18 protein-coding genes are annotated in these 16102 nt (G+C 72.4%); 7 read left to right on the forward strand and 11 right to left on the reverse strand.

Going from position 1 to position 16102, the window contains the following annotated elements; all coding sequences use genetic code 11:
* The first annotated feature begins 14 nt into the window (after window positions 1–14).
* On the forward strand, window positions 15–422 hold the full coding sequence (locus AB4030_RS01225; RefSeq protein WP_442277349.1) for an MmcQ/YjbR family DNA-binding protein: 408 nt from the start codon (window positions 15–17) through the stop codon (window positions 420–422).
* 319 nt (window positions 423–741) lie between these two features.
* Complete coding sequence (locus AB4030_RS01230; RefSeq protein ID WP_442277350.1) at window positions 742–1557, forward strand: 2-phosphosulfolactate phosphatase; 816 nt, start codon at window positions 742–744, stop codon at window positions 1555–1557.
* A 47-nt stretch (window positions 1558–1604) separates the two neighbouring features.
* Here the strand turns inward: AB4030_RS01230 and AB4030_RS01235 are convergent, their stop codons facing one another.
* Together AB4030_RS01235 and AB4030_RS01240 are read right to left on the reverse strand one after the other, a co-directional pair.
* Window positions 1605–2300: a Type 1 glutamine amidotransferase-like domain-containing protein gene (locus AB4030_RS01235; RefSeq protein WP_442277351.1), complete on the reverse strand. Its 696-nt coding sequence runs from the start codon at window positions 2298–2300 to the stop codon at window positions 1605–1607.
* 231 nt (window positions 2301–2531) lie between these two features.
* The gene (locus AB4030_RS01240; protein WP_442277352.1) at window positions 2532–3914 is read right to left on the reverse strand and encodes an NAD(P)/FAD-dependent oxidoreductase; all 1383 of its coding nucleotides are present in this window, start codon (window positions 3912–3914) and stop codon (window positions 2532–2534) included.
* A gap of 152 nt (window positions 3915–4066) precedes the next feature.
* Here AB4030_RS01240 and AB4030_RS01245 point away from each other — a divergent pair, with 152 nt between their 5' ends.
* A complete protein-coding gene (locus tag AB4030_RS01245; protein ID WP_442277353.1) occupies window positions 4067–5422 on the forward strand; it encodes an aspartate aminotransferase family protein in 1356 nt (451 codons plus the stop codon).
* 15 nt (window positions 5423–5437) lie between these two features.
* On the opposite strand, the gene AB4030_RS01250 is transcribed toward AB4030_RS01245, so the two are convergent.
* Window positions 5438–6196, reverse strand: coding sequence for a YqjF family protein (locus AB4030_RS01250; protein WP_442277354.1), 759 nt, complete (start codon window positions 6194–6196; stop codon window positions 5438–5440).
* Between the two features lie 96 nt (window positions 6197–6292).
* Between AB4030_RS01250 and AB4030_RS01255 the strand changes: the two genes are divergently transcribed.
* The 3 genes from AB4030_RS01255 (at window position 6293) to AB4030_RS01265 (ending at window position 8964) form a co-directional block, all read left to right on the forward strand.
* A complete protein-coding gene (locus AB4030_RS01255; protein WP_442277355.1) occupies window positions 6293–7273 on the forward strand; it encodes an L-lactate dehydrogenase in 981 nt (326 codons plus the stop codon).
* Between the two features lie 68 nt (window positions 7274–7341).
* Window positions 7342–8130 (forward strand): TetR/AcrR family transcriptional regulator, encoded by a 789-nt coding sequence (locus AB4030_RS01260; protein WP_442277356.1) that lies wholly within the window; start codon window positions 7342–7344, stop codon window positions 8128–8130.
* 9 nt (window positions 8131–8139) lie between these two features.
* Entirely contained in the window at window positions 8140–8964 is an 825-nt protein-coding gene (locus AB4030_RS01265) for a thioesterase family protein (protein ID WP_442277357.1), read from the forward strand.
* Between the two features lie 119 nt (window positions 8965–9083).
* Here AB4030_RS01265 and AB4030_RS01270 read toward each other — a convergent pair whose 3' ends face one another.
* The 3 genes from AB4030_RS01270 to AB4030_RS01280 form a co-directional block, all read right to left on the reverse strand.
* Window positions 9084–9512: an OsmC family protein gene (locus AB4030_RS01270; protein ID WP_442277358.1), complete on the reverse strand. Its 429-nt coding sequence runs from the start codon at window positions 9510–9512 to the stop codon at window positions 9084–9086.
* 50 nt (window positions 9513–9562) lie between these two features.
* Window positions 9563–10576, reverse strand: coding sequence for an LLM class flavin-dependent oxidoreductase (locus tag AB4030_RS01275; RefSeq protein ID WP_442277359.1), 1014 nt, complete (start codon window positions 10574–10576; stop codon window positions 9563–9565).
* Between the two features lie 67 nt (window positions 10577–10643).
* Window positions 10644–11072: a hypothetical protein gene (locus tag AB4030_RS01280; protein ID WP_442277360.1), complete on the reverse strand. Its 429-nt coding sequence runs from the start codon at window positions 11070–11072 to the stop codon at window positions 10644–10646.
* Window positions 11073–11087: 15 nt separating this feature from the next.
* Here AB4030_RS01280 and AB4030_RS01285 point away from each other — a divergent pair, with 15 nt between their 5' ends.
* Complete coding sequence (locus AB4030_RS01285) at window positions 11088–11369, forward strand: hypothetical protein (RefSeq protein WP_442277361.1); 282 nt, start codon at window positions 11088–11090, stop codon at window positions 11367–11369.
* A gap of 21 nt (window positions 11370–11390) precedes the next feature.
* Here AB4030_RS01285 and AB4030_RS01290 read toward each other — a convergent pair whose 3' ends face one another.
* From AB4030_RS01290 to AB4030_RS01310, 5 genes are all read right to left on the reverse strand, one after another.
* The gene (locus AB4030_RS01290; protein WP_442277686.1) at window positions 11391–12605 is read right to left on the reverse strand and encodes a pyridoxal phosphate-dependent aminotransferase; all 1215 of its coding nucleotides are present in this window, start codon (window positions 12603–12605) and stop codon (window positions 11391–11393) included.
* A 134-nt stretch (window positions 12606–12739) separates the two neighbouring features.
* Window positions 12740–13336, reverse strand: coding sequence for a hypothetical protein (locus AB4030_RS01295; RefSeq protein ID WP_442277362.1), 597 nt, complete (start codon window positions 13334–13336; stop codon window positions 12740–12742).
* 71 nt (window positions 13337–13407) lie between these two features.
* On the reverse strand, window positions 13408–14976 hold the full coding sequence (gene mptB, locus AB4030_RS01300) for a polyprenol phosphomannose-dependent alpha 1,6 mannosyltransferase MptB (protein ID WP_442277363.1): 1569 nt from the start codon (window positions 14974–14976) through the stop codon (window positions 13408–13410).
* A complete protein-coding gene (locus AB4030_RS01305) occupies window positions 14969–15565 on the reverse strand; it encodes a histidine phosphatase family protein (RefSeq protein ID WP_442277364.1) in 597 nt (198 codons plus the stop codon). The genes mptB and AB4030_RS01305 overlap by 8 nt, the downstream gene beginning before the upstream one ends.
* A 1-nt stretch (window position 15566) precedes the next feature.
* On the reverse strand, window positions 15567–16100 hold the full coding sequence (locus AB4030_RS01310) for a hypothetical protein (protein WP_442277365.1): 534 nt from the start codon (window positions 16098–16100) through the stop codon (window positions 15567–15569).
* Window positions 16101–16102: the final 2 nt, after the last annotated feature.

A 16102-nucleotide genomic window follows, 5' to 3' on the forward strand; every position in this document is an offset into this window, starting at 1 on the left:
CCTACGGTGGCCTCATGGACCACCCGCAGATGTTCGACGGCACCGACCCCTACCTCCGGCGGGTCCGCGAGATCTGCCTCGCCCTTCCCGGCGCCGACGAGAAGGTGTCGCACGGACGCCCGACCTTCTTCACCTCGAAGGTCTTCGTGACGTACGGCGGCACGGTGAAGGGCGACGTCGACCCGGAGCCGCACCGACAGTCGGTCATCGTGCTGCCCGATTCCGCCGAGCGACCGGCGCTGCTCGGGGACGAGCGGTTCTACGATCCTGCCTACCTGGGCCCCTCAGGCTGGGTGGGGCTGGACCTGCGCGCCTGCGGCAGCCCGGAGGACGTCGACTGGCTGGAGGTGTCCGAGATCGTCGACGCGTCGTATCGCCTCACGGCCCCGAAGAACCTCGTGCGCGAGCTCGACGCCCGCTGATGCCACCGCCTCTTCCGACGTCCGCTGTTGCCAACGGGGCGTAAGGTACGGGTCGCCGGGCCGACGAAAGGGGCACATGGGACAGCGCACCGATACCGCGGTCAGCGGATCGCGGCGCGCCGCGGTGGTGACCCTGACGGCGTCCGCACTGCTGGTCATCGGCGGCTTCGTGACGCTGCACGAGGCGGGTGATCTGCGCCTTCAGCCGCCCCCGCGCCCGTCGCCCACGTCCTCGACGGCCACGACGTCCACGACGTCCACGACGGCACCGACGTCAGTCGTCTCCGGGACCTCGCGCGCCCAGCCGTAGGTTGGGGGCATGAGGCCTTGGCACTCGCAGGACCGCCACGTGGTCCGCCTCGACTGGGGTCCGGGCGCGGCCCAGGCATTGACGGCGTATGCCGTCGCGGCAGGATCGCCGGTCTGCGCGGTCGTCGTCGACGTCCTCAGCTTCACGACGTGCGTCTCGGTCGCCGTCGATGCTGGCCTCCGCGTGCATCCCTTCCGCTGGAAGGACGAGTCGGCGCTGGTGTTCGCCGACGAGCGGGGCGCCACGCTCGCCCGGCCGCGCTCGGCGACGCGGGTCGATGGCGGGGTCAGCCTGTCACCGGCCTCGATCCGCGCGGCCCGCGGCATCAGTGACCTCGTGCTGCCCTCCCCGAACGGCTCGACGATCAGCGCCGTCCTCGCCGAGGCTGGCGCCGAGGTCGTGGCGGCCTCGCTGCGCAACCGTGCTGCGGTCGCGGCCTGGCTCGTGGACTGGCTCGAGTCATCGAGCGGCGCCCGCGCCCAGCCGGCCGTCGTCGTGGTCCCGGCCGGCGAGCGCTGGCCCGACGACTCGCTGCGCCCGGCCGTGGAAGATCTCTGGGGCGCCGGCTCCGTCGTCGCGGCGCTGGCCGAGCGGCTCGAGCACCGCGGCGGCCCGCTGCTCCTCAGCCCCGAGGCCACGGCCGCGGGAGCGGCCTGGCTCGCCGTCGAGGACAGGATCGGCGAGGCGCTGCACGCCTGTTCGAGCGGGCGGGAGCTCGTCGAGCAGGGGTGGCCGGACGACGTGGCGGTCGCTGCAGAGCTCGACGCATCGGACGTCGTGCCGGTGCTGACGGACGGCGCGTACACCCGGCACACGGCGCGGTGACGGAGGCGTGCCGTACCCGTGGGGCGGCCTGGCTGATCTGCCACCGCTCAGTGGCCAGTGCTGGCGGCAGCGTCACGCGTCATGAGCTGCCACGTCCCTTCGGAGATCACCTCGACCACGCCGTCCACGACCGCGATGGCCGTCTGCCCGTCGGTGATGTACGCCGGACCGGAGATGCCCTGGATCCAGCTCTCCGCCTCGGCCATGGTGTTGCCCGGCATGCCCTCGGGAGCGACGTGCGGGAAGATCGAGAAGTCGACGAGGCCCAGGGTGCTGACGTCACCGGTCGGTGGCCGCCACTGGATGAAGTCCTCGCCGACCTCGGGGGTCATCACCATGCTCCCGGCGCTCAGCCCCACCCACACCGTCTTCTCCAGCGACGGCAGCAGGTCGGTCAGCCCCGACTGCCGCATCCAGTAGGCCAGGTAGAGGACGTCCCCGCCGGCGACGAGCAGGACGTCCGCCTCCTCGACGAGGGGCACCCAGCGGTCTGCGTCGAGGCTGGGCAGCGCGGTCAGCTCCAGCACCCCGACGGACTTCCAGCCCAGGTCGACCATGGGGTTCTCGGACGTCCCGCTGATGAACTGCCAGGCCCTGGTGCCGGGGCCTGCCATGGGGTGTCCGTACATCGCAGTGGGGATGCACAGGGCCCGCGACTCGGCGATCGGCCTGTCCAGCATCCCGACGAGTGCCGCGTGGATGCTCGGGTTCGTGACTCCACTGTCAGTCAGCAGGAGCTTCATGTGTCTGGCCCTCCGGGTCATGGTGGTGTGCGGTCACTGGAACCACGAACGGCAAGGGGCGAATACGACAGGGTCCCCGACCAAGGGTGGGACATCGAGTCGCGTGATGGGGGCCAGTGGTGGCACGGACCCGCTCTAGGTTGACCTCATGGCTCTGCACCTCATTCGACATGCGCACGCAGCGCCCGACGAGTCCGCCGACACGGCATACGCCACCGGTGGACGGATCACCTACTGGCCCAAGGCGGCCCAGAAGGCCGAGGCCGCGCGCGACGGGCGGCCGGTGCGGCGCTCGGACCAGTCGGCTGAGGTCATGAGGGCGGTGACGGCGTTGACCCCGAGCCACCGCAGCGGCTCCGGCTCCCAGTTGCGTGACGTGCGCCCGGCCCAGGGAAGCGAGGCGAGGTCGTCGGGGTCGTCGCCGCGGATCATCGCGGCCAGCGTGCGGCCCGCCAGCGCCGAGGTCGCCACACCGTCGCCGACGTAGCCGCCGGCGAACGCCAGCCCGGTGTGCCGGTCGTGTCGCACGGAGGGGAACCAGTCGCGAGGCACACCGAGGTTGCCGCCCCAGGCGTGGCTGAACGTGACGCCCTCGAGGACGGGAAAGAGCTCGAGCAGGATCCGCTGCAGGGCTGCGTGCACGCGCTCGTCTCGGTCGAAGCGCGGCGACACCTTCGAGGCGTAGTGGTAGGGAGCACCCCTGCCGCCGAAGGCGATCCGTCCGTCACGGGTGCGTTGCCCGTAGATCGTCAGGTGCCGGTTGTCGGCGAACGTCGTGCGGTTCTCCAGTCCGATCTGAGCCCAGGTGGCGTGCGGCAGCGGCTCCGTCGCCGTCATGAGCGAGTAGATCGGCGCGATGGCCCGGCGCCGGCCCGCGACGGTCGGCGTGTAGCCCTCGGTCGCGAGGACGACGTGCTCCGCTCGGACGGTGCCGTGTGCCGTGACGACTCGTCGGCCGCCCACGTCGACCGCGGCGGTGCGCTCGTGGATGACGACGCCCCGCCGCTCGACGGCGTCGGCCAGGCCGCGGACCAGCCGAGCGGGGTGGATCGCCGCACAGTGGGGCGTGAACGAGCCGCCGAGCGCATCACGGACGCCGGCGATCGCCGTGACCTCGTGGGCGTCGAGGAGCCGGTGGTCCTCCTCGCCGAAGCCCCACCGACGATGGTCGGCAACCTCCCCCCGGACCCGTTCGAGCTGCGCCGGGTTGCGCGCGACGGCGAGGTAGCCGCCCTGGTCGAAGTGGCAGTCGATGCCCTCCGCGGAGGCGATCCGTCCGACGTCGGCCACCGTGTCGTGCAGCAGGTGCTGCATCCGCACCGCCGAGTCGCGGCCGCCCTCGGCCGCCATCCGCGTGAGCGAGGCGGGAAACAGCGCCGAGCACCAACCACCGTTGCGACCGGACGCGCCGAAGCCGGCGACCTCCTTCTCGATGACGGCCACCCGGATCGTCGGGTCCGACGTGACGAGGTGGTATGCCGTCCAGAGGCCCGTGTAGCCCGCGCCGACGACGGCGACGTCCACCTCGAGGTCGGTGGCCAGCGCGGGACGTGGCTCGATGTCGTCGATCGTGTCGTGCCAGAGGCTGAGTCCGCGGTAACCGCTCGGGGTCATGGCCGGGATCATGCCACCTGCGCGGCCCTCGAGACGACCCGGCCGTCCATGCCGTTTCACTTGAATCGGCATCAAGGACCTACGGAATCCGTGGTGCGACGAGGTTCGGACCGTGACTTCCGCCGTGCGCCCGGGCACGGCATGATGCGGTCATGAGGACCGTCGACCGCGCCCGCCTGGCCGAGCTGCACGCCCGCGAACGCGCCGCCTTCACCGCCGCCCGGCCGAGGTCCCGAGCCCTCGCCGAGCAGGCCGCGGAGCACATGCCGGGCGGTGTCCCGATGAGCTGGATGGTCAAGTGGCCCGGCGACTTCCCCGTCTTCGTCGAGAGCGCTGCCGACGCGCACTTCACCTGCGTCGACGGCATCGACCACGTCGACCTCTGCCTCGGCGACACCGGCGCGATGATGGGCCACTCCCCCGCACCCACCGTCGAAGCCGTGACCCGACAGCTCTCACGCGGGATCACGACGATGCTGCCCACCGAGGACGCGATCGAGGTGTCGACGGGTCTGGCCGAGCGCTTCGGCCTGCCCTACTGGCAGTTCACGCTGACCGCCACCGACTCCAACCGGCACGCCATCCGCTACGCCCGGCACCTGACCGGCCGCAGCAAGGTCGTCGTGCACAACTGGTGCTACCACGGCTCGGTCGACGAGGCGTTCGCGACATTGGGTCCGGACGGGTCGACCGTGGATCGGCCCGGCAACATCGGCGCCCCGGTCGCCACGTCGGAGACGACCCGCGTCGTCGAGTTCAACGACCTCGAGGCGCTCGAGCGGGCCCTCGCGCACGGCGACGTCGCCGCGATCCTCGTCGAGCCCGCACTGACGAATATCGGCATCGTCCTGCCCGACCCCGGCTACAACGAGGGGGTCCGCGAGCTCGCGACGCGCCACGGCGCGCTGCTCATCAACGACGAGACGCACACCATCTGCGCCGGCCCGGGCGGCTACACCGGAACGCACGGGCTCGCTCCCGACATGCTCGTCATCGGGAAGTCCATCGGCGGCGGAATCCCCTGCGGCACCTTCGGTTTCAGTCAGGACATCGCCGAGCGGATCGCCCGGTCGGTCGAGCTGGAGGACATCGACGTGGGCGGCATCGGCGGCACGCTCGCCGGCAACGGCCTGTCGATGGCTGCGATGAAGGCCACCCTCGAGCAGGTCATGACGCCGGCCGCCTTCGAGCACATGGTCCCGCTCGCCGACGCGTGGGCCGACGGCGTGCAGGCGGGGATCGACGCCGTCGGTGCCCCCTGGCATGTGACCCGGCTCGGCGCCCGGGCCGAGTACAACTTCTCCGGCCGCCCGTCGCACGACGGGCAGGAGGCGCACGATGCCGACGACTTCGAGCTGCAGCAGTACCTCCACCTCTACGCCCTGAACCGCGGCATCCTCCTGACGCCGTTCCACAACATGGCGCTCATGAGCCCGGCCACGACGGCCGCCGACGTCGACGCGCACACGACGATGTTCGAGGCCTGCCTGCGCGAGCTCTTCGCCTAGGAGGCGGCCCTCCGGTCAGGCCACGCGGGACGGACGCCCGAAGCGCGTGGCCACCCCGGGCGACCACAGCGCCCGCAGCCGGGGTCCGGAGGGGGTGACACCGCTCGCCCCGAGGAGGTCGTCGGCGAGATCGACGACGCCCGCGGCATACAACGGCCACGCCTCGTGCTCGTTGGGGACCCACAGCGTGCGCCCGGTGACCCGGGTGTGGGCGCCCCAGCGCGCGGTGAGCCACGTCTCGAGCGGCGTGGGCTCTACCCGGTCGCCGACGCGGACGGTGAGCAGGCTGCGCAGGCCGCGGGACGGGGCGCGCCGACGGCTCTCGTACGTGACGAGGTCGCCGTCGCGGCGCAGCCGCATCCGCGCCCACGTGTACGGGATCCCGAGGCCGGCGCGCGCCGCCGCCACCACGGCCACGCGTTCGGTCTCGAGGGACCGGAAGAGCACGCCGTGGCGGCCGGCGTCGTCGACGGAGTAGAGCCGGATGTTCGTCTCGAGGAAGCTGCCCAGCCACGGCAGGCGCGGCGACGGCGCCCGCCCGAGGCGTATGCCGTCCATGACGAACGGGACGAGGGCGACGTAGGTGAGGCCGTCGACGAAGACGTCCGGCCGCGTCCCCGCCGGGAAGAGGTGGCGCACGGAGTCGGGGTCGACCGGCCAGTGCACGAAGGTCAGGTCGCGCCACACCTGGTCGAAGACCACGGGTGGCCGGAGCGGCGGGGGCTGCACCGGGTAGCCGGCCGGCAGCGGGAGGGCATCGCCGGGCAGGTCCACGACCCCATCGTCACACGCGGCGCGCCGGACCGCCGCTAGCGTGGGCAGCACCAGCCCGACAGCCAGTTCGGACGACGAGCGACGGAGGACCGGACCATGACCGCCCAGGCACCGGGAGACGGGACACGCCGCCGCACCACCAAGCTGGGGATCGTCGGGGCGGGCGCCGTCGGCGCGACCCTGGCGTATGCCGCCTTGATGCGTGGCGTCGCCAAGAACGTCGCGCTCTTCGACGTCAACGCCGCCAAGGTCCACGCCGAGGCGCTCGACCTCAGCCACGGCATCCAGTTCGTCCCGATGGCACACGTCGGCGGCTCGGACGACATCGAGGTCCTCGCCGACTCCGACGTCATCGTCTTCACGGCCGGTGCCAAGCAGAAGCCCGGCCAGTCCCGCCTCGATCTCGCCGAGTCGACCATCGGCATCATGCGGGCGATCCTGCCCCGACTCGTCGAAGTCGCCCCCGACGCCGTCCACCTCATCGTCACCAACCCGGTCGACGTCGTGACGTATGCCGCGCTCCAGGTGTCCGGGCTCCCCCCGGAGCGGCTCTTCGGCTCGGGCACGGTCCTCGACTCGTCCCGGCTGCGCTTCCTGCTCGCCGAGCACACCGGCGTCGCGGCCCAGAGCGTGCACGCCTACGTCATCGGCGAGCACGGCGACTCCGAACTGCCGCTGTGGTCGTCCGCCTCGATCGGCTCGGTGCCGCTGCTCCAGTGGCGCACCCCGGACGGGCGCATCGCGCTCGACGAGGAGGCCCGCAGCCGCATCGCGACCGACGTCGTGCAATCGGCCTACCGGGTCATCGAGGGCAAGGGCGCCACGAACTACGCGATCGGCCTCGCGGCGACGCGGGTCATCGAGGCGGTGCTCTACGATGAGCGCCGCATCCTGCCCGTCTCGTCCCTGCTCGACGACTACTACGGCATCAGCGACGTCTGCCTCTCGGTCCCGGCGATCGTCCATGCCGGCGGGGTCGGCGACCGCATCGAGGTGCCGATGACCGACGAGGAGCTGTCGGGCCTGCGGGCCTCCGCCGAGGCCGTGCGCAGTACGGCCCGACGCTTCGGCTTCTGAGCGCGACACCGATGTCCGGCCCGGGGTCGGGTGGCGTCCGTCGCGGCACCCCGGAGCATGATGGGCCTGTGACCCGGTCCGCCGCCTCCGACGCCGCCTCCGACGCCGCCCCCGACGCCGCCTCCGACGCCGAGCCGACGACGAGCGCGGCGCGCGATGCGTCCGACGCCCGTGACACCCCTGCTGCCCGGGCGACCTACCACCACGGCGACCTGCGCCGCGCCCTGCTCGAGGCCGGCACGGATCTCGCCCGCGAGGGCGGTCCCGACAAGGTCGTCCTGCGTGAGGCGACCCGCCGCGTCGGCGTCTCGGCCAATGCGGCCTACCGCCACTTCGCGGCCCGCGACGCGCTCCTCGGCGAGGTCGTCTCCCGGGCCCAGGCCCGCGCCGCCGATGTCATCAGCGCCACGATGAACGGGGTTCCCGACGACCTCGACGCCGGCCCGCGGGCGCGAGCCCGCTTCCGTGCGGTCGGCGTCGGCTACCTGCGCTTCGCCATGGATGAGCCGGGCCTGTTCCGCGCGGCCTTCGCGGTTCCCGTCGACCTCAGCCGGGCCGCATCGGCCGAGGCTGCCGGCGAGGGTGGCCGCACCCCCTTCCAGCTGCTGTCCGACTCCCTCGACGCCATGGTCGACGCGGGAGTCATGTCCGAGCGCGAACGCCCGGGAGCCGAGCTGCTCGCCTGGTCCGCCGTGCACGGCATGGCCATGCTCGCGCTCGAGGGGCCGCTGCGCGACCTCCCGCCGGGCGCCGTCGACGAGCTCGCCCCGCGCCTGGTCCGCATGGTCGACCTCGGGCTGGGGCTCTCCGACGGGCCCGGCGGTGGCGCTTCACGGGACGCTGCACCGTCTGCCTAGGGTGGTCGCGTGACCAGCGACACCCGTGACAGCACCGCCTTCGCGCTCGACGGCGACACTCCTGCCTTCTACCGCCGGCTCGGCCCAGGACTCTATGCACCCACCGTCCACGTGCAGGGCGCGTGGCGCGACGACGAGCAGCACATGGCGCCGGTCAGCGGCATCCTCGCTCACGAGATCGACCTGCACGAGCCCCGCGAGGGCATGCAGCTCGCCCGGATCTCCTTCGACATCCTCGGCATGATCCCGGCGCGGCCGAGCCGGGTCGAGGTGCGCACGACCCGGCCGGGGCGCACCATCGAGCTCGTCGAGGCGACGCTCGTCGTCGACGACCGCCCGGTCGTGCGAGCTCACGCGTGGCGGCTCGCCGCACACGACTCCGAGCCGGTGGCCGGCGTGGAGCTCGAGGCGATCCCCGCTCCCGACGTCATGCAGCCGTGGACCGGAGCAGACACGTGGGAGGGCGGCTACATCGAGGGCCTCGAGTTCCGCGTCGACCCGGAGCGCCGACCCGGTCGGACGCGCGCCTGGATCCGGGCACTCAACCCGCTCCTTGACGGCGAGACCTGCTCTCCCACAGCGGATCTCGTGCGACTGGCCGACACGGCGAACGGCATCGCGGTACGCGTCTCGCCCCGTGAGTGGATGTTCCCCAACGTCGACCTCAGCGTGCACCTCTTCCGCGAGCCGGTCCGGGGCTGGATCGGCTTCGACACCCGCGTGACCATGGGACCGACCGGGCTCGGACTCACCTCGACGACGCTGCACGACGAGCGCGGACCCGTGGGCCGCGCCGAACAGATCCTCACCGTGCGCCGGTTGCCCCCGAGCTGACCCGTCCACCGCGGACGTATGCCATCCGGCGCGGCCCCGACAAACGGCATACGTCGTCGTCACCGCGACAACCGACCACATGGCGGTCTGTCGCGTCGCCGACGGCGTGGTCGCTCGGCTCACTCGACGGTCGTCGTGACCGGCGTCCCCATCTCGACGGTGCGGCTCACCGTGCACCACTCGTCGTGCGAGCGCTTGACGAGCTTGGGCAGCATCTCGCGTGCAGCGTCGCCACCGTCGCCCTCGGGGAAACGGACGCGGAAGCGCACCTCGATGTCCTGCAGGTGGTTGCCGTGCTCGTCCTTGACCTTGTCGGCCGTCACCTCGATCTCGAACTGCTCGGGCTCGGCACGGCGCGTCGTCACGGTGTCGACATCGACGGCGGTGCAGCCGGCGATGCCGGCGAGGAGCAGCTCGACCGGCGAGAGCTCGTCGGTGCCGGAGCTGAGCGTGATCGAGCCGCCGCGGTCGTTGCGCGCGGTGTAGCGGCCGACGCTGTCGCGGGTCAGCGTGACGCGGCGCAGGTCCTTCGGGTCTCTCTCGGTCATGGGGTGCAGCCTCTCAGAGGTCGGGGTCGGGGCGGCGCCGGGTCCGTGGCTCAGCTCCACGCGTCGGCGAGCAGCTCGTAGGAGCGCAGCCGGTCCTCGTGGTCGTGGGCGCCGCAGGTGACGATGACCTCGTCGACGCCGGTCGCCTCGACGAAGCCGGCGAGCCCGTCGCGGACCTCGTCGGGCGTGCCGACGAGCGAGACGCGGGTCATCTCGCTCACGGCCTGGCGCTCGGCCGGCGACCACGTGCCCATGAGGCTCGCGATGTCGCCCTGCGGCTCGGGCAGGCCGGCTCGGCGCCCGGTGACGATGCCATGGAAGCGCTGGAGCACGCTCGTGAAGAGGCGCTCCGCCTCGGCGGTCGTGTCGGCGACCATGACGTTGACGCCGGCCATCGTGCGCGGGGCGTCGAGGCCGCCGGGCTCGGTCGACGGTGTGAACCGCGACCGGTAGACCTCGAGCGCGCTCATGAGCGCTGCGGGCGCGAAGTGCGAGGCGAAGGAGTAGGGCAGGCCGAGGGCTGCGGCCACCTGGGCGCCGCCGTGGCTCGAGCCGAGGATCCAGATCGGCACGTGGGTGCCCTCACCCGGAATGGCCCGAACCTTCGCGTCGGGGTCCGGGTCGCCGAGGTAGCCGATGAGCTCCTCGACCTCGCCGGCGAAGTTCATCGCGGCGGCCTCGTTGCGGCGCAGCGCGCGCGTCGTGAACGGGTCGGTGCCGGGGGCGCGCCCGAGTCCGAGGTCGATGCGGCCGGGGTGGATCGTCGCGAGCGTGCCGAACTGCTCGGCGACGACGTAGGGCGCATGGTTCGGAAGCATGATGCCTCCGGCGCCCACACGGATCGTCTCGGTCTGGTCGGCGACGTGCCCGATGAGCACCGCCGTCGAGCTCGACGCGACGCCACGCATGTTGTGGTGCTCGGCCATCCAGTAGCGCTGGTAGCCCCACTTCTCCGCGTGGCGCGCGATGTCGACCGTCGAGGCGATGGCCTCACCGGCGGTGCCGCCGTCGAGGACGGGCACGAGGTCGAGGATGTTCAGCTGGGCTCTGGCGGCAGGACTCACGAGAGTGCCAACGGGTCACGCCGGTCGAGGTATTCCGCGCCGGCCCGGCTGCCGGTGTGCGGCGGCGTCACGGCAGCTTGAGCTGGGAGACCTGGCCGTCGTAGTCGGGGCAGAACGTCTGGATGCCCGCAGCCATGAGCTGCTTCGTCCGCAACGCCTCGCCGGTGTTGGTCAGCGGCTTGTTGTCGTCGTCCATCGCGATCTGGGCCAGCTGGACACCGCTGTTCTTCAGGGCCCAGCAGGTCGTCGTCGCGGTCTCGATGTCGTCGTTGACGGTCGCCCCGGTCACCGCCGCGCCGAGCTTCTGCGCGGCCAGGACGAAGTTCGCCTCGTCGGCGGTGATGCTCGGCCTCGCGCTCGCGACGCCGGCCGGCAGGTCCGCCAGCGTCGGGTCGGAGCCACCGCACCCGGCGAGGGCCAGCGTGACGAGGAGGGTCGCGCCGGCGGCGAGCGCGGTTCGCGGGGCCGGCCGGACGGCATACGTGCTCTCGTTCATCGTTACCCTGAACGCGTGAGCGAGCCGGATCGTCCCCGCGACACCACGGCAGCGCGGCTGGCGTCCGAGGCGCCGCTCGCCCGGGGCGCGGTCGTCGCGTCGCTGTCCGCCGTCGTCCTCGGGTTCACCTTCGTCCCGCAGCTGCTCGGTCTGGCGCTCGCAGGGCTCAGCCTGGCCCGCCGCGAGCCGGGCGGCCGCAGGCTCGCGCTGCTCGCCGTCGGGGTCAGCCTGCTGCTCACCGTCGTCTGGGGCGTCGTGCTCGGCCTGCTCCTCAAGTGGTGGGCCGCCTCCCGCTGAGCGCCCCGGCGACGGCGGCGACTACTGGGAGTACGTCGAGAGGAACTTCTCGAGGCGACCCATCGCGTCCTCGAGGTCCTCGACCCGCGGGAGGAAGACGATCCGGAAGTGGTCGTGGGTGGCCCAGTTGAAACCGGTGCCGTGCACGACGAGCAGCTTCTGCTCGCGCAGCAGGTCGAGGGCGAACCGCTGGTCGTCGCGGATGTCGTAGACCTTCGGGTCGAGCCGCGGGAAGAGGTAGAGCGCGCCCTCCGGCTTCGTCACCGAGACGCCGGGGATCGCGTTGAGCATCTCCCACGCGACGTTGCGCTGCTCGAGCAGCCGGCCGCCGGGCAGGATCAGCTCGTTGATCGACTGGTAGCCGCCGAGCGCCACCTGGATAGCGTGCTGCGCGGGCACGTTGGCGCACAGCCGCATGTTGGCCAGGATGTCGAGGCCCTCGAGGTAGTTGCGCGCATGCTCCTTGGGGCCGGTGATCGCGAGCCAGCCGGAGCGGAAGCCGGCGACCCGGTAGGCCTTGGACAGGCCGTTGAAGGTCAGGCACAGCAGGTCGGGGGCGAGCGAGGCGATCGAGGTGTGCGTCGCGTCCTCGTAGAGGATCTTGTCGTAGATCTCGTCGGCCATGACGATGAGCTCGTGCTCACGCGCGACCTGCGCGATGGCCTCGAGCACCTCGCGCGGGTAGACGGCGCCGGTCGGGTTGTTGGGGTTGATGACGACGATGGCGCGGGTGCGGTCGGTGACCTTGCTCCGGATGTCGTCGATGTCGGGCGCCCAGCCGGCTTGTTCGTCGCACACGTAGTGGACGGCGTTGCCGCCGGCGAGGCTCGCAGCCGCGGTCCACAGCGGGTAGTCGGGTGCCGGGATGAGCACCTCGTCGCCGTTGTCGAGCAGGCCCTGCATCGCCATGACGATGAGCTCGCTGACGCCGTTGCCGAGGTAGATGTCCTCGACGCCGACGGCCGGGAAGTCGCGCAGCTCGTAGTGCTGCTTGACCGCCCGCCGGGCCGAGAGGATGCCCTTGCTGTCGCTGTAGCCCTGCGCCGTCGGCAGCTCCTGGATGACGTCGACGAGGATGTCCTCGGGCGCCTCGAAGCCGAACGGCGCCGGGTTGCCGATGTTGAGCTTGAGGATGCGGTGCCCCTCGTCCTCGAGCCGCTTGGCCTCGGCGAGGACGGGGCCACGGATCTCGTAACAGACGTTCTGCAGCTTCTTGCTCTGGGTGACCGCGCGCATGTGCACCAGCGTCCCATTGGCGTATGCCGTGGGCCGCGCCATTCCCACGATGTGGCCCGTGCCATCGGTCACGCGTCCGTCGCGTCCGCCTCCGTGAGGCGGGACGGGGGGCGGGACGGGGCGGCCGTTCGGGCTCAGCGGAGGAGGCAGCCGAAGCGGCTGGCGGCACTGTGGGCCGTCAGGGACCCCACGAGCGAGGTGTCGCTCGGGGCCAGCACGTCGATCGTGAGCAGGTGGCCCTGGTCCGTCCGCGTCAGGTGCGCGTAGACGGGGAGGGTGGAGCCCTGCCGCACCCACCCGGTCTGCTCGAGGTAGCCGACGAGCTCGGCGGCTTGGGGACCCGTCGACTGCGGGTAGCCCCGGGTCACGGTCCCGTCGATGGCGTCGCGACAGGGCGGGATCTCGCTGTGCCCGAGCGGCGTCATCGTGTGGTCGAGCTCCTCGACCTGCTGGACGAGGGTCTCGTAGGCGGCGACGTCGTCGACGTGCACACGGCCCGACCAGGCCCAGGCGCCGAAGGCGATCAGCCCGACGACGAGCACGACGAAGCCGACGACCACGAGGCTACGACGCCGCCGCGTCGTGGTGACGGCCCTGGTCGGTTCGGATCCGTCGTCGGCTGCGCCCGTGGGGCGGTCGGGGCGACGCTCCGGACGACGCTCCGAGCGACGCGGACGCGGCGGTCGGCCGTCCCCGGACGGGGCCTCGTCGACGAAGCCGGAGTCACTCACCGGGACAGTGTGGGACACCGAACCGGGCGCGGCAGGACGGCACGGTCAACTGTCGCCGTTCCGTGACCGGGTCACCGCGGCGGCACGAGGGGCCGGTCGAGGTCGAGCAGGTGCCGCCAGTCGGTGCGACGGGCGGTGCGCAGCCCGCGTCGCAGCAGCAGGACGAGGACGACGAGGGCGATCGGAACCCCGACGACCGTCGTCGTCAGGCCGAGGCTGTAGCCCTCCGGCAGGGTCGCGAAGCACGCGACGGTGGCGACGAGGGCGAGGGGCAGCTCGAGGCGCTTCTGCCAGAGAGCCCCGAGCGAGACGGCGAAGAGCGGGAGCGCCCACAGGTAGTACCACCCGAGGAAGACGGGGGCGAGCACGACGACGGCGAGCATGGCCCACGCGATGCCACGCACCGGCCGCTGGCGCGCCTCGGCCGCCGCAGTCCCGTCCACGAGGCCGCCGGTGTCAGCTGGCTTGAGCGCCGCGAGCCAGATGAGCACCAGCAACAGCGCGAGGACGACCAGGGCGACGGCCCGGGCGGTCGCGATGCCGCTCTCGCGCCACTCGTCGTGGCCGAGGAGGTGCCCGACCGCCCCGACGGCGATACCGATCGCGGTGGGCAGCGACGTCCACTGCTCGTTCTTGCCCGGGGTCGCCGTCGGGTTGAGCCAGGAGAAGCCGAGCCCCGTCACCACCCCGCCGAGCACCATCGGCACGCCCGCGCAGACAGCCGTCAGCGCCCCGGCCCGCACCACCTCACCCCAACGGACGTATGCCGTGCCCTCCGTCCCCGACGCCCGTGCCGACATGGCGTGGCGTGCCCAGAGGATCGCGACGAACGGCAGGGCGATGACGGCGGTGACCTTGACCATGGCTCCGAGCGCGACGATGACGCACGCGACGGCGAACCGCCCGCGCAGGGCCAGCGCGAGACCGCCGAGGACCGCGCCGACCATGAGCGCGTCGTTGTGCGCTCCCCCGACGAAGTGGGCGCCGACGAGCGGCACCGCGACCCCCAGCCAGATGGCCCGCTCGGGCGACCAGCCGAGCCGGCGGGCCACGTCGGGCACGGCCCACGCTAGGACGACCACGCCGACGACCGCGAGCAGCCGAAGGAGCAGGAGGGCGACCCACAGCTCGCCGGAGACCGAGGCGACCGTCCGGGCCAGCAGCAGCCACACGGGGCCGTAGGGCGTCGAGCTGTCGAGCCACGTCGGAGCCGTCGACCCCCGCCACGGCGAGTCGAGCTCACGGACCACGTGGTCGTAGGGGCTGAGCCCCTGGTCCCAGAGCAGGCCCTGGGCGGCATACGAGTAGAGGTCGCGGCTGTAGAGGGGCATGGCTGCGACGAGCGGGGCGAACCACAGCGCGATCGTCACCCACCACCACCGCACCGAGACCTCGGCGTCGCGCAGGCGCCACCACGCGAGGACGAGCACCGCCATCGCGAGCACCGACACGGTGGCGAGCAGCGGGGAACCGCCGCTCGCCGACCACGACGCCACCCCCGGCCACAGCACGTGGCGGTTGGGACGCGGCAGCGCCCCCGAGCCCCACGAGGCGGCGGCGAGGACGACCCCGGCCAGGCAGCCGGCCCAGCGTGCCTGCGACACACGGGTCGACGCGCCGACGGACCGGCGCTCAGCCATGGATGACCGGTTCGTCACCCCACGCGAGCAGGCGCCACCCGGTCGCGGGCCCGCCCTCCATCGTGACGACGTGGGCGTTGTCGAGGCGCCGACCGTCGAAGAAGTCGGCGTCCAGCCCGAGCGACACCGAGCACCAGACCCGCATCGCCGCACCGTGGCTCACGGCGACGGCCGACTCGTGCCCGTCGGAGGCGATCCGTGCGATCGCCTCGTCGTAGCGCGCGAGGAAGCGGGCGCCGCTGTCGCCGCCCGGGATCGTGTGCTCCGGGTCGTCGCGCCAGCGCACCACGGCGTCGATGTAGGGCTGCCAGTCGGTCGACATCTCGTAGTTACCGGCCTGGATCTCGCGCAGGCCCGGCAGCACGACCATCTCGAGGCCCAGCATCTCGGCGAGCGGGGCCGCGGTCTGCTGGGTGCGCACGAGGTCGGAGGTGTAGATCGCCCCGAGGTCCTCGGTCCCGAGCCGGTCCGCGAGCGCCCGGGCCTGCGCCCGACCCTCGTCGGTGAGGTCGAGGCCAGGCACGGCGGTGTCGAGCTGGCGGGCGACGTTGGCGTGGGTCTGCCCGTGCCGCACGAGGAAGAGCCGCACCTCAGAGACCCTTCACCGTGACGCCGCTCAGGCACTCGACGCCCGTGCTCGGACCGGTGTGGAAGTTCTTGACGGACACCGGTGTCGCGGCACCGGCCGCGAGCTTGACGTCGACCTCCTTGCTGGCCACGTCGGACCCGTCGGACGTCTTCACGAGGAAGACCGCCACGGTGAACGTGTGCTCCTGGGAGTCGGAGTTCGTGAGCGTCCCGGTGAAGCTCCACGACTCGCCGGTGGCCCGACAGCTCGTGTCGGTGAGGCTCGACGCCGCGTCGAAGAGGCTGCCGTCACTCGGCCCGGTCGTGGCGGCCGGGTCGGGGGCGTCGTCGCTCGGGGTGACGGGCAGGATCGTCGGCTGCAGGGGCACGCTCACCGTCGGAGCCACGGCGTCGTCGGGCGGCGGCGTCGGCTGCCCGCATCCGGCCACGGCGATGACGAGGGCGGTGGAGAGGCCCAGCGCGACGGTCGGCACGGCATACGCCCGTGCGCCGCGGCGTCCGCGGGTGGCTGGGCGGGGTCGGCGGGGCATGGGCACGT

The sequence above is a fragment of the Terrabacter sp. 2YAF2 genome (genome assembly GCF_052114705.1).
Taxonomy (GTDB): domain Bacteria; phylum Actinomycetota; class Actinomycetes; order Actinomycetales; family Dermatophilaceae; genus Terrabacter.